The sequence below is a fragment of the Vibrio variabilis genome (genome assembly GCF_003263785.1).
Lineage (GTDB): Bacteria > Pseudomonadota > Gammaproteobacteria > Enterobacterales > Vibrionaceae > Vibrio > Vibrio variabilis.
The window spans coordinates 1-11,806 of sequence record NZ_JYJK01000073.1 but is presented as its reverse complement, the minus strand read 5'-3'; the positions used below and the strand labels follow the sequence as shown (position 1 = coordinate 11,806).

Here is an 11,806-nt window from a genome sequence, read left to right as displayed (position 1 = left end):
GGAGCGAATCATGAATATCAAACCTTTGGCGCTGGCAAGCCTGTTACTGGCATCAATTAGCCATTACGCAATTGCAGATAATACCGTTATCGATGCATCAAACGCACAGGTGGTGTCTTCTGCGCAAGCGTCTACCGAGCAGCGCATTCAACGTTTGTCTTATGTGGCACAAAACCAAGCAGAGAGTGCAGAAGCGCGCGTCGATGCACTGCATGAGCTTAGCCAATACCCCAATCAGAATGCGTTAGTGGCGGTTACGCGTGCTTTGAAAGATAGGAATCCTGATGTTAGGGAAGCGGCAATAGTTGGTGCAAAACCTTATCAATTTGAGTATCGATGGAAGCTAGTATCCCCGTTGCTATCTGATGGTGAGGAGTCGGTACAAATAGCGGCAGCAATTAACTTATTGCCAGATTACTCGACCATGGCTGACGAACAGCAACAGGCGATTGATAAGATTTATCCTACAGTGACCGCATACCTTGAAAGACAATCTGGCAAGCGCAGTCAATTACTATTGGGTGACGTCTATCGTTGGCAATTGCAGTGGCAGAAGGCAGAGCAGCAGTATCTTGCGCTTATAGATGATCCGGAGCTGACGACACAAGCATCACTTAGTTTATCTGATAACTATCGCGCTCAATCTAACGATAAACAGGCGTTAAATGTGCTTAACCAAGCTATCGAGCGTGACGATTCTTCGGCACAGCTTCAATATGCGAAAGCGCTAACTTTGGTTCGTATGGAGAATAAGTCAGAAGCCGCGAGCGCAATAGAGAAGGCGACAGAGCTTGCTCCTGAGAACAGTTACTACTGGTATTTGAATGGGGTATTACAAGAGCCATTAGATGTAGCAAAAGCGACCCAATCTTTTGAGCAGGCCTATTTGATTTCAGGCGCACCAGAGCAGCTTTATGCGGTGTGCGATATGTACGTTCGTCACAGCAACGCGAAATCAGAGGCATGTTTAGAAGAGCTAGGTAAGGTGGCACCGCCGTACGTGATTGAGCAATTAAAAGCGAAGCAAAATCTTTGAGCAGTTTCTCAACTATATGTAACAAAATAAAAAATTCACCACAAAAGAGTTGGATAGCATACTGAATACAGGCATCCTGTAGTTATTATTTTGTTACAGGATGTAGGGACTATGATAATTGAAGACGGTGTGATTCATATCGATTCTTTTCTAGCGGTAACCATGGGCATTATTGTTTTGTTTGTGGGGCGCAGGCTTAATCAGGTTGTGGGGTTTCTAAAGGAGTTTAGTATCCCAGAGCCTGTATCGGGTGGTATTGTTTTCTCGGTATTGTTCGCACTCTTCCACATGGCAACGTCGCTTGAAGTCTCTTTTGATTTGATGGCTCGCGACGTACTCTTGGTTTACTTCTTCACCACCATTGGTATTAACGCCAGCTTAGGCGACTTGATGAAAGGTGGTAAGCCACTCATTATTTTGCTCGCCATCACCGTCGGCTATATGCTGATCCAAAACGTCACGGGTATTACCGTGGCAACGGCCTTTGGTTTGGAGCCGGTAGCAGGTCTTCTCAGTGGTACGGTATCGCTGATTGGCGGCCACGGTACCGCAATTGCTTGGGCACCAAAAATTCAAGAGCAGTTTGCCCTTAATACAGCGATGGAAATTGGTATTGCGAGTGCCACCTTTGGTTTGATTCTGGCTAGTATCATGGGTGGTCCAATCGCTAAGTTCCTGATTAAACGCTATGACCTTAAGCCCGCTGAAGAACAACACTTAGATGTGGGTGTGGCTGATAACAAACCAGAGCCGAAAATCACTTCTTATGATTTCCTCGATGCCATGCTCGCCATTCATACCTGTATTATTGTCGGTGTGTTCCTTAATGAAGGGGTAGAGTATCTTGGGCTACAACTGCCTCTGTTCGTGACCTGTCTGTTTGCAGGTATCATCCTTTCGAACATTGTCCCGCACAACTATCCACGTATTACTGGCACAAAATGGCCTGCAAACAAGCCTGCTGTGGCGTTGATTGCGGACATGTCGCTCGGTGCGTTCTTGGCGATGTCACTGATGAGTATGCAGCTTTGGACGCTAGTAGATTTGGCCGGACCGATATTTGCCATTCTCGGCGCACAGTTTGTAGTCGCGATTTTGGTTAACCTCTTCATCATTTTCCCTGCGATGGGTAAGAACTACGATGCCGCCGTTATCTGTTCTGGATTTGGTGGTATTTCACTAGGCTCGACACCAACAGCAATGGCCAACATGTCAGCCGTAGCACAGAAGTACGGTAACTCGCATCAAGCGTTTATTGTGGTGCCATTGGTTTGTGCGTTTTTTATCGACTTAGCGAATGCGTTTATTATTCCGTACTTCATGGGGGTATTGGCTTAAGCGTTTTTGGAACTCATATAAAAGACGCCTAGGTTGTAAGGCTTTGCAACATGGTGGTGTTGAGAGTAGGAGGGGCTCATATCGAGCTCCTTTTATAGCGAAAAGATGCAAACTCACAACCCATCTACTCCCACCTCAAGCTAAAGGTTCCGTCATTCCTGCGCAGGCAGGAATCTAGTCACAGCATGCGATAGCCTCTAAGTTAAACTCGCTTTTACCCCAAAGTAAGTTTGCGGCCGCTTAAGCTTCATGCCTCCAAGTAACCATTTGGGCTATTTTTTCTAATACTTACCTGTCGTCTATTAAGTCGGTGGCTATTCATAGCCTTACCTGTGTTGCGATTAGGGTAGAATGTGTCCGCTTCGAACATGGTGCTAATAATTAATTACTTGATCTCACACTACCTTTATGTCGAAGGTGGCATATATAATACAATTATTTGTCTTACTAGTCTGACAGTTAAACTTGGAAAATCATGACGTTACCCGAACCATTCCCACTTCCAGCAGAGTCTTTGCCCGTAAGACTAAGAGAACTCCTAAAACCTATTGGCACTGCTCCGGATTTGCGCGTGGAGGTCGTTTGCATGCAAGAATCTGATATGTATGGGTTAAATGCAGAACACTTGCATCTTCAGATGGCAGTTGTTCCTGAAGAAAACTATGAGCCTGTTGAAATATTGAGCGAAGCTGGCGATGGTGTTGTGGCATTTTCTGTTCCTACTGGTGCTGAAAAAGGGTGCTTAACTAATTTGACTCCTTCGATATCAGGACATGACTATGTAGTTGCCTCTTGGGGAGATAGTTCCTTTTACACATTCTGCTTAGCTGAAAAGGTGTGGATGACATTGGGGCTTACACCACGTTGTATAGGAAACGATAACCAACGACTAGTATATGACGCATTAAATATACCTGAGTTTGAAATTGTTGAAGGAGAAGTTTCAAACGAGTATCAGTGGAACTTACAATCATAAATACTTTCTCTGTCATAGCTTAGTGGCTCTGTGTACAAGTAGAGCACGACTTAGCGTGCTCCATTATTAGGTTGAATTTATCCTCATCAATGCTGGTGGCTTGTTTCGCATTAGGACAAGGGTTCTCACTGTAGTTCTCTTGGTTGGTCATGGCATGTAGAGCCACAACCACCAACAACATAAAACCAGCTAGTAACTTAATCTTGGTTTTGATTTGCATGATTAAGATCCGCCACTTCTTTGCGAAGTAGTTTTAGTTCTTCGAGTAGTTCATTATTTGAAGCATCATAGCCGTCCGTATCTTCCAAGAAGATGCTAGCCACATAAGCAGTAAACGAACCAAATAGACCAACACCAGCAGTCATAATCACACCAGCCACCACGCGACCTTCAAAGGTAATAGGGTAGAAGTCGCCATAACCGACAGTTGTAATAGTCACGAACGCCCACCAAAGTGCGTCATGTGCATTGTGAATATTGGCGTCTGGGTTACCCGCTTCCAATTGCAGCATGGCAATGGCACCAAAGATAACGAGTAGAATTGAAATCGTCGCTACCAGTGAGAAGGTACCCTTTGGCTTATTCCTAAATACATGGTTTAGGATAACCTTGGTAGAACGTGCCGCTTTAAGGATGCGAAGCACGCGAACCACACGAACTACACGCCCATAACGGAAGGCGTCTAGCATTGGGATGCTCGATAAAAGGTCAATCCATCCCCATCGCATAAACTCTAGCTTGTTACTTGGTTTGATAAAGCGGATAACAAAATCAACTAAGAAAACGCAGCAAATACCAACATCAGCGAGGCGTAACACCTCGCTAATGTCTTCTGGTAACTCAAACACGCTTTCAATGAACAATGCCGCCAATACATAGACTGATAGCATTAAAATAAAGAACTGGAACGGTCCTACCTGTTCGGCTTGTTTGGTTTCCATGATGACTCCTTAGAAGTAGTAGAACGCGTTAACCCAACCTTTGTTTTCGGCTTGCTGCTTCATTTCATACTTAAAGCCAACACTCACGTTATCCATAAGCATGTAGCCACCACCTAGTTCAACCTCACCAACCCAATCGCTTGCGTTTGAGCTAAACGTTGTTTTAGGATTCGCATATAGCCAGTGACCAGCATCGAAGCCGTACATTGCGTACAAACCACCTTGGAACAGCGTGCCACCGTATTTAAGGTCAGTACCCGCATACATCATTGGTACCAGCATTACGTTATCACTAATATCAAACTTCTGGACCACACCAGCCAACACTACGTCTTGGCAAACGGTATCGGTCGTATCACCAATGCCGTTAGGGTAGCGGTGACGTGCTGTAGAAAAGTCGATAGACAACCAAAGCCACTGTCATGGTTCACGTTGAAGTATTTAGCGCGTAGAGCTACACCGCTGTACTTAGCGTCTGCAGGATTACCCAGTGAAGATTCGTCACCAGGTTGATGATCAGATAGGCCAACATCCAAGGATAGGATGTGAGAGCCACCGCCATATACGAATGATGCGTTAGTGAAGTCGCTAGAACGCTGGATACCAACACCACTATAAGAGGCCGTTGGGTCACCGTAGTTAACTGATTCTGCGCCTAGTAGTTCTGGATTCTCAGGTACAGCAACCTCACCAGTGTTCTCGTCTAGATAAGCCGCGTGTGCTTTAAAACCTGCTATAGTCATTGCTACAGCCAGTATTGCGAAAGGAATATTGTGTTTAGTCATGGTTCGTTGCCTCTTAATTAACAATAGGGTGGTCGTCCATGACCGTAGGGTGCGCTATGGCGCTTCGTTAGAGTCGGGTGCCAGCACACACCAAGTCTTTAAGTGCTGTATGTAGCTGGCGTTCGTAGAAGTCGAAGTAAGTCGATGTGCCGTTCTCTGTGCATTCAATCCAATCTGACTCGGCCTTAAAGCGCTCGCGCCAACCAAGAGAGTTCTTTAGGCGAATGGACCAAACAGGCTTATTTGTATTGAATCGACGCTGGTCACTACCTTCATAAATAGGCATTGCAGCAGTGATAGACATAGATGAAACCTTACTGCTTTCACCTTCCCACCACGCTTTAGTGTTGTCGTCTGATACTTGGAAGCCGTTGGCTGTTAAGAACGTCAATACTTCTGGTGTGAATTTCATTGTGGCCACTAATACTTGTTGGTGAACCGATAGAGCAGGGCTATGACTAGGATGATATGAAGCCAATCAATATCACCTAGCCGTTCGCCGAGTAGATAGAACCCATGCCAACAAGCGTTGAATGCTAGGTCTATCATGCCAGTGGATTAGTAATTACGAATACGCACTGGCTCGTGTTGTTCGTCGGTGTAGATAGCCATATCAACTTTCTTACCGTCTACTGCGAAGTAAGTTGAAGTAACAGTACCCATCAATTCACCGCGACCTTTCCAAAGCGGCTTAGAGCGTAGCGCTTCAATTGCTTGTTCTTCGCTGGTATCAATATCAGCGTTAGCAACAAACTTATCTGCGAATTCTTGGCGGTCAAGCGAGTGCGCACCAAATTCATGATCAACAAAGTCATGCTTTACATAGATTGAATGGTTAGCGTGAGCGTACTTGTCACCAAACGTATAGTTGTAGGTATCTGCATAGCCGTTCTCGATGTGAACTGCTTTACTACCAGCATCAAGCATCACGTAAGAGAAATAAGCCGTGTACTTCTCTTGTTGGTCATACATGTTAAGCAGACCTTGAGTTGATTTAGCGTTGTAGGCTTCCCAAGAAAGATGGAACGAAGGAACACCTTCTAGAATCTCACCACCGTCATGCTGGCGTGCTGTACCTTCATCAGCCATAGTGTTCATTAGAATTGGCATACCGCTTTAGAAACACCACCATAAGGAATTAGGCCAGCCACGTTTGGATGATGCGAGTATCACCATTCGCGTCAGTATGGTTAAGAACGATAAGGCTTCGTAGTTGATGCCCATGTAATCGAAGTTAGCTGCGCCCCACGCCTTACCTTTACCGTTCGTTTGGCCCATCACCGTGCATTTAGCTGGTGCCTCTGCCTGTAAGAAGCCCATACCACCATTGCGTTGTGATTCTAGGATTGCTTCATCTGACATAGCCACAGCTAGAAGATACTCTTCTGGAAGGTTAAGCGCGTCTGATAGACCTTCAATGTATTGCGCGGCATCTGGTGAGTGCTTGTGTAGCTTCTCGAATACTTCGGCACCAGCAAAGCTAGCCGCTAGAGAATCAACGCTTAGACCAGGTAGCATTACGCCAAGCATTTCATTAAAGCGATTGATTGAATCAATAATCTGTTCTCTACCTTCGGTACCAACATGCTTACCAAGCGCATAAGTAGAACCAGTAAACTTAACCTCTGCGATTTGGTCAGTGTGTTGAATAAGTTCAGCGTTCGCGCCACCAGCTAGAGCCAGCATTAAAGTAGCTAGTATTGTATTCTTCATAATCGTTGCCTCAATTGCGTTTGTTTTAAAACCCTTTAGGAGCTCTTTTGAGTCTCAGTTGGGGCTCAAATAATATCAGAGCCAAAAAAAATATCCAGAAATGAAACTCTGGATATTCTTTGAAATGGATTAGAAATTGTTAGTAATGATTAATAATCGTTTATGGTTCTTGCTGGTCTGCTTTTTGAGCCTTGTATTGCTCGAAGATTTCAACAATGTCGATTCCCTTGCTTTTATAGCCTCATAAACGAACTCATACTCATCCTTATTAATGCAGTACATAACTGGCTTATTGTGCGCCAGTACTAACACGGTGCCGTCGCCTTTTACCGCGTCTGCAGGATTGGCCTTAAATTCCCTCATGCCAACAATATGATCAGCATAGGCTTTATTTATTTTGCACATTGTACGCCTCTAACGTTTGGTATCTAAAGTGATACTCAAATGTAACTCAATAAATAGGTAATTACCAATGCAATTCGTCATACGCGTACACGGTACCGATGCCAGCGGTTACTACAATTGCGATCTCAAAAATAAACCACCAATCAGCACGCTTAATCTTGGAGAACATCAGCCGCGCCTCATTCCTTGGCTGCTTCCCTAAACTCGCGCTGCAGTCAGACGCGCTCCATAGCTTTGGATATAGTATTGCTAGCCATTGCACCAGCTATTGCGCTTTGTCGAGACATAGAGGTTAATAGGTTTTGAGTTTGCGGGTTCTTATAGTCTTTGCCAGCACGCATTACTTCCCACGCTGATACTGATACAAAAATTGTTGCCATTACCACACAGGAGGTAAGAACCTTAACCTTGCGCTTTAGCTGGTGGACCTCTTGCCACGCTTCAATTGCTTCGCTTTCCCAAAGACCGTGGGCGCTACGTGCTAGCTCTAGCTGACCATGTAGAAAGTCGCATTCGTTCTCTAGTGTTTCGTAGTCTGGTTTACTCATAATTTCGCTGCCTCTATTGAAAAAGGTGGCTGACCAGCAGCCACCAGGTAAAACTAACTTAGAACTTGAAACCAACTAGTAGTGAAGTAACAGAGCTATTTAAGTCTTGAGCACCAGTGAAGCCAACGAACTCATGCTTAGTAGTACCAAACGTATGAGTTAGGTTGATTGAAACGTCTTTATACACCTCGTAGCCAATGCCAACGAACGGAGCCACACCAGTAGACTTTGATTTATCCTCAAGCTTTAGTGGTGAACCGTCGCGTAGACCTTCGGCTACTTGGTAAGAAGTTATCGTAGTGTACGTTGCACCAGCACGAAGGCTTAGACCTTCTAGAGCACCTTCTTTAAAACGGTAGCCACCGTAAAGCGTGCCTTGGTTGTTTGTTTGAGTTCCTTTGTAATCAAAGTAGTTATCTGCTTCAGCGCGATGCTGGTAATTCTCTAAGTCTTTACCACCGCCAAAGTTACCCTGAACACCTACAATCCAAGTCTTATCAATGTGAGTCTCGATAGCGATAGAGCCAGACTTATCGAAGCCAGCACCAGCCATTACCTGAACGTCATAATCTGCAGCTTGAGCAGAAACAGCGAAGGTACCAGCGATAAGAGTTGTGATTAGTGTCTTTTTCATTTTTACATTGCCTTATAGGTTTTGATTTATATTTGGCAATCCATTGCTGGCAATCCTAGCCTCTCCCTACACACATTCCTTATTTGCGAAGTGCCCAATACGGATACTTTGAAAATAATTCCCATCCTTGGGGAGCGAGCCTTATTGCGCTGGTAGTGTCAGGGTTACCACGGCGCGAGTAGAGCCAGCCGTCAGTTCACGGTCTTGAAGTGAAGTCTTAACATGCACTTCGTTTGGGCTGTCAACGTTCACATCGTGGGGAATGTTCTCAGATTCACCAGTAAGCACGAACGTATCATTAACGTGTGTAGCAAAGTGAGAAGCTTTATCAGCGTTAACGCCAGTAATAGCCGTAGATACAAGAACTGATGTAGTAGTCTCGTCAGCTTTATTGCTGGTTACCGTAAATTCAACGGCGTCGCCCCACATGTTGCCAGTACCAATAGAACCGTGAGATTCGCTTACAGTGATAGAGCGGATTTCTGGTGTAGTTAGATCAAAAGTTGCATTGGTGTTCGCCATAGCTGGCGCTGTAGCTGCGATAAGTGTCGCTAGAATTAGTTTGTTCATTGTTAGTTGCCTCATTTGGTTGAAAGGGTTCCCCGTACTTGGGGATAGGGTATTAGTTAGTTACTAGAGTTAGTGTGGTTACTACTTTAGCTTCGCCAAATTTCAGCGCTGATTTGGCAGTATCCACTTTGGTCCATAATGTTTGTTCGCTAGAACCAGACGGCATATTAATTAGGAAGCTTTCACCAGACGCTTTAGTTTCCCCGTCGGTACCTGTTTTGTAGGTGATGTCATTTTCGTGATCAGTTAGCTTTCGTGTAAGTTCCGCCCACTTCATTTGAGGCTAGTGCGCTGGTGGCAATTCCAGCTAGCACGCTTGCGATTATTAATTTCTTCATCTGTTACTCCACAAAGATGTCATTAGTTGATGTTGCGCCAGCACCAGCAGCCGCACGTAATAACTCGACTTCTGCTTCTAGCTTTTCAATTTCCGCCTGTCTTGCTCGTAGCTCGATGTTATATAGGCGTTGTGGGTCTGGCTTCTTGCGCTCCCCAAATCGAATAGGTATCACCGCTTGCACATAGATAGAGTTTTCATTGCGGTACCTGTCATTATTTCGGTGGTGGCTGTCGTACCAATTGTCTTTATTCGCATCACTACCAAGAGCGCCCCCATTTGAATGGTCATATCTGGCTGGTAAGTGGCGTCAATTTCCACACCGCTTTGGCCCCTTACCCTTATGCGGTCACCTTGGGCCATTGTTGGCGAAGGCATGTAGGCCGCTGTAGCTTCGAACGCCAGCAATGCCGCCAGCGCCAGAACTGTCTTCTTCACGATTTTTCACTCTTTAGAGTTGGTCGATGAAGCGATACCTTGCTTTGAATTTCAGTCCTTACTGATTCACCCTTCTGGGGAATAGAGCGAGTCGATACAATTTTGTGTACCCACTGGTCACGCTCATCAATCTTTAGATTTAGGTTTAGCTTCTTGTTCTCGTCTGGTTTCAAATAGACTTCACCCAATACCTTTTCATCTACGATGATTTCAAAGCCACGCGCTTTCGCGTCTGTGTTGGTTAGACTGATTTGAACGCTTGTGCGGTCAGTGCCTACATACTTCTTAATCTTCGAAGGTGATTGGCTATGCGCTGCAGCAATACCAGGTAGCAGTAGCGCGAGTAGTAAATACTTCTTCATTTGGTTGTTGCCTCTAGTTAACTTACAAAACACCCTCATAGATGCTTTGGAGGTTGACCTCATCCTTGAGGTCGAGAGGCATTACTTGAACTTGTACTGAACGCCAGCACCAGCAGATAGGTTAGACTTGGTACGTTTACCTGCAGTCTCGTAGTTAACAGTCATAGAAGTAGACCAGTTAGCATTGATTTGGTATGCACCACCTAGAGCAAGAGCTTTCTTAGAACCAGAAGCACCCATGCCAACACCAACACCGTACTCACCAGCAGTAGACAGAACAGGACGAGCGTTCGCTACAGCGTGAGAGGTAGCAACTACACCATCCATACGGTCTTCAAGAGCAAGCATGTTATCGCCCATTGCCTTCATTTCAGACTCTAGACCGTCGATACGCTTGGTATTCTCACCGATGCGAGCAGAGTTACCAGCAATCTTAGTGTCTAGTTCAGTGTAAGCACCGTCAGCTACACGTTCAGCCCATTTAGCAGCAGCATCACCAGCCTTGTAGATTTCTTCAATCTTCGCACGGTTATCAGCAATTTCTAGCTCTTTGTCTGAAATGTCACTAGTGTTTGCACCGTCGTTGCCGCCACCATTCTTTTTCAGGTCATCAATTTGAGCTTGAAGCATTGCTATTTGATCTTGCAGAGTTTCTACCGCTGCAGTACCGTTAGCGTTTACTTCGTTAACTGCCTTCTGACCGTCTTCGTAAACTTTAGCTACTGCTTGAGTCGCTTGGCGTCTTGCTTCTTCGTCAATGATAATGTCGAATTGACCGTTAGAACCTGCTTCTGAGATTTCTTTACGTAACTCATCAACTGCGGCAGTACCACTAGCTTCTAGAGCATCAACACGTTTTGCAGCCAGGATGTTTGACTTAGAGATTTGCTCGTAAGCTTTCTCACCAGCCGCTACCGCTGCTTTACCTTCTGCGTAAGCTTGAGCACCAGCGGCTTCCATGCGGTCAGCGCGTTTTGCTTGCATAGTCGCTGAACGTGCTAGCTGGTTGTAAGCTTGCTCACCATCTTTGCGAAGTTTGGCGTTAGAATTCTCACCATTTCCACTGATTTCAGCCATTTCTTTACGTAGGCTAGCAACCTCATCAGCACCTTGCTTTTCTAGAACGTCAACGCGTTTAGCGTGCATGGTAGTCGACTTCTCAAGAGCTTGGTAAGCCTCTTTACCTTGAGCTTCAACGTTAGCGATTGCAGTTTCACCACGCTTCTCTAGTGAATCAACACGTTTAGCCGCCATTACATTAGACTTAGCTAGCTGGTTATAAGCTTTCTCACCATCTGCTTTTGCAGTGCTAATAGCTTTTTCACCTTCTGCGTAAGCTTGAGCACCAGCGGCTTCCATGCGGTCAGCGCGTTTTGCTTGCATAGTCGCTGAACGTGCTAGCTGGTTGTAAGCTTGCTCGCCATCTTTGCGAAGTTTGGCGTTAGAATTCTCACCATTTCCACTGATTTCAGCCATTTCTTTACGTAGCTAGCAACCTCATCAGCACCTTGCTTTTCAAGAGCTTGGTAAGCCTCTTTACCTTGAGCTTCAACGTTAGCGATTGCAGTTTCACCATCTGCTTTAGCGCTTGCGAACGCTTCACCAGAGCGCTTTTCAATAGATGCTGCTCGCGCTTCACCGTCTTGGTACATTTGACCAGCAGCAGCGCCAGCAACTTTTACAGCGTCTTGAGCTTCTTTACGCATACCTTCGATTGACTCGT

The 11,806-nt window shown here is 45.4% G+C and carries 19 protein-coding genes; 3 read left to right on the top strand and 16 right to left on the bottom strand.

From position 1 onward, the window contains the following. Positions 1-10 precede the first annotated feature (10 nt). From TZ48_RS10930 to TZ48_RS10920, 3 genes are all read left to right on the top strand, one after another. Positions 11-1,036, top strand: coding sequence for a hypothetical protein (locus tag TZ48_RS10930; protein ID WP_112479174.1), 1,026 nt, complete (start codon positions 11-13; stop codon positions 1,034-1,036). Positions 1,037-1,147: 111 nt separating this feature from the next. Next, positions 1,148-2,374 (top strand): sodium/glutamate symporter, encoded by a 1,227-nt coding sequence (gltS, locus tag TZ48_RS10925; RefSeq protein ID WP_112479173.1) that lies wholly within the window; start codon positions 1,148-1,150, stop codon positions 2,372-2,374. A 586-nt stretch (positions 2,375-2,960) separates the two neighbouring features. Next, positions 2,961-3,350 (top strand): hypothetical protein, encoded by a 390-nt coding sequence (locus TZ48_RS10920; RefSeq protein ID WP_162674547.1) that lies wholly within the window; start codon positions 2,961-2,963, stop codon positions 3,348-3,350. A gap of 19 nt (positions 3,351-3,369) precedes the next feature. On the opposite strand, the gene TZ48_RS10915 is transcribed toward TZ48_RS10920, so the two are convergent. From TZ48_RS10915 to TZ48_RS10840, 16 genes are all read right to left on the bottom strand, one after another. Beyond that, the gene (locus TZ48_RS10915; RefSeq protein ID WP_112479171.1) at positions 3,370-3,570 is read right to left on the bottom strand and encodes a hypothetical protein; all 201 of its coding nucleotides are present in this window, start codon (positions 3,568-3,570) and stop codon (positions 3,370-3,372) included. Beyond that, positions 3,548-4,291 (bottom strand): potassium channel family protein, encoded by a 744-nt coding sequence (locus TZ48_RS10910; RefSeq protein WP_112479170.1) that lies wholly within the window; start codon positions 4,289-4,291, stop codon positions 3,548-3,550. Before TZ48_RS10910 ends, TZ48_RS10915 begins: the two co-directional genes overlap by 23 nt. Positions 4,292-4,300: 9 nt before the next feature. Then, a complete protein-coding gene (locus TZ48_RS10905; RefSeq protein WP_162674546.1) occupies positions 4,301-4,615 on the bottom strand; it encodes a hypothetical protein in 315 nt (104 codons plus the stop codon). A gap of 2 nt (positions 4,616-4,617) precedes the next feature. Next, a complete protein-coding gene (locus TZ48_RS10900; protein WP_112479168.1) occupies positions 4,618-5,076 on the bottom strand; it encodes a hypothetical protein in 459 nt (152 codons plus the stop codon). 67 nt (positions 5,077-5,143) lie between these two features. Continuing rightward, complete coding sequence (locus TZ48_RS10895; RefSeq protein ID WP_162674545.1) at positions 5,144-5,554, bottom strand: hypothetical protein; 411 nt, start codon at positions 5,552-5,554, stop codon at positions 5,144-5,146. 80 nt (positions 5,555-5,634) lie between these two features. Continuing rightward, positions 5,635-6,186 (bottom strand): C45 family peptidase, encoded by a 552-nt coding sequence (locus tag TZ48_RS24995; protein ID WP_239670797.1) that lies wholly within the window; start codon positions 6,184-6,186, stop codon positions 5,635-5,637. Between the two features lie 6 nt (positions 6,187-6,192). Continuing rightward, the gene (locus tag TZ48_RS24990; protein ID WP_239670796.1) at positions 6,193-6,789 is read right to left on the bottom strand and encodes a C45 family peptidase; all 597 of its coding nucleotides are present in this window, start codon (positions 6,787-6,789) and stop codon (positions 6,193-6,195) included. Positions 6,790-7,409: 620 nt separating this feature from the next. After that, positions 7,410-7,742: a hypothetical protein gene (locus TZ48_RS10880; protein WP_112479165.1), complete on the bottom strand. Its 333-nt coding sequence runs from the start codon at positions 7,740-7,742 to the stop codon at positions 7,410-7,412. Between the two features lie 58 nt (positions 7,743-7,800). After that, the gene (locus tag TZ48_RS10875) at positions 7,801-8,376 is read right to left on the bottom strand and encodes a hypothetical protein (RefSeq protein WP_112479164.1); all 576 of its coding nucleotides are present in this window, start codon (positions 8,374-8,376) and stop codon (positions 7,801-7,803) included. A 141-nt stretch (positions 8,377-8,517) separates the two neighbouring features. After that, positions 8,518-8,946, bottom strand: a complete 429-nt coding sequence (locus TZ48_RS10870) for a hypothetical protein (protein ID WP_112479163.1) — start codon at positions 8,944-8,946, stop codon at positions 8,518-8,520. Between the two features lie 52 nt (positions 8,947-8,998). Continuing rightward, positions 8,999-9,223 (bottom strand): hypothetical protein, encoded by a 225-nt coding sequence (locus TZ48_RS10865; protein WP_112479162.1) that lies wholly within the window; start codon positions 9,221-9,223, stop codon positions 8,999-9,001. A 64-nt stretch (positions 9,224-9,287) separates the two neighbouring features. Beyond that, entirely contained in the window at positions 9,288-9,458 is a 171-nt protein-coding gene (locus tag TZ48_RS10860) for a hypothetical protein (protein ID WP_162674544.1), read from the bottom strand. Beyond that, positions 9,455-9,721, bottom strand: coding sequence for a hypothetical protein (locus TZ48_RS10855; protein ID WP_112479160.1), 267 nt, complete (start codon positions 9,719-9,721; stop codon positions 9,455-9,457). Before TZ48_RS10855 ends, TZ48_RS10860 begins: the two co-directional genes overlap by 4 nt. After that, positions 9,718-10,083, bottom strand: a complete 366-nt coding sequence (locus TZ48_RS10850; RefSeq protein ID WP_112479159.1) for a hypothetical protein — start codon at positions 10,081-10,083, stop codon at positions 9,718-9,720. The genes TZ48_RS10855 and TZ48_RS10850 overlap by 4 nt, the downstream gene beginning before the upstream one ends. Positions 10,084-10,164: 81 nt before the next feature. Beyond that, complete coding sequence (locus tag TZ48_RS10845; protein WP_162674543.1) at positions 10,165-11,559, bottom strand: YadA C-terminal domain-containing protein; 1,395 nt, start codon at positions 11,557-11,559, stop codon at positions 10,165-10,167. Continuing rightward, on the bottom strand, positions 11,481-11,806 hold a 326-nt coding region (locus TZ48_RS10840; protein ID WP_162674542.1), incomplete at its 5' end, for a hypothetical protein. The genes TZ48_RS10845 and TZ48_RS10840, both read right to left, overlap by 79 nt.

Bases quoted from the DNA above. Each gene is read 5' to 3' on its own strand.
- TZ48_RS10875 (WP_112479164.1), bottom strand. From the start codon at position 8,376: ATGAAAAAGACACTAATCACAACTCTTATCGCTGGTACCTTCGCTGTT.
- TZ48_RS10865 (WP_112479162.1), bottom strand. From the start codon at position 9,223: ATGAAGTGGGCGGAACTTACACGAAAGCTAACTGATCACGAAAATGAC.
- TZ48_RS10900 (WP_112479168.1), bottom strand. From the start codon at position 5,076: ATGACTAAACACAATATTCCTTTCGCAATACTGGCTGTAGCAATGACT.
- TZ48_RS10915 (WP_112479171.1), bottom strand. From the start codon at position 3,570: ATGCAAATCAAAACCAAGATTAAGTTACTAGCTGGTTTTATGTTGTTG.
- TZ48_RS10870 (WP_112479163.1), bottom strand. From the start codon at position 8,946: ATGAACAAACTAATTCTAGCGACACTTATCGCAGCTACAGCGCCAGCT.
- TZ48_RS24995 (WP_239670797.1), bottom strand. From the start codon at position 6,186: ATGCCAATTCTAATGAACACTATGGCTGATGAAGGTACAGCACGCCAG.
- TZ48_RS24990 (WP_239670796.1), bottom strand. From the start codon at position 6,789: ATGAAGAATACAATACTAGCTACTTTAATGCTGGCTCTAGCTGGTGGC.
- gltS (WP_112479173.1), top strand. From the start codon at position 1,148: ATGATAATTGAAGACGGTGTGATTCATATCGATTCTTTTCTAGCGGTA.
- TZ48_RS10920 (WP_162674547.1), top strand. From the start codon at position 2,961: ATGCAAGAATCTGATATGTATGGGTTAAATGCAGAACACTTGCATCTT.
- TZ48_RS10910 (WP_112479170.1), bottom strand. From the start codon at position 4,291: ATGGAAACCAAACAAGCCGAACAGGTAGGACCGTTCCAGTTCTTTATT.
- TZ48_RS10880 (WP_112479165.1), bottom strand. From the start codon at position 7,742: ATGAGTAAACCAGACTACGAAACACTAGAGAACGAATGCGACTTTCTA.
- TZ48_RS10845 (WP_162674543.1), bottom strand. From the start codon at position 11,559: ATGGCTGAAATCAGTGGAAATGGTGAGAATTCTAACGCCAAACTTCGC.
- TZ48_RS10930 (WP_112479174.1), top strand. From the start codon at position 11: ATGAATATCAAACCTTTGGCGCTGGCAAGCCTGTTACTGGCATCAATT.
- TZ48_RS10850 (WP_112479159.1), bottom strand. From the start codon at position 10,083: ATGAAGAAGTATTTACTACTCGCGCTACTGCTACCTGGTATTGCTGCA.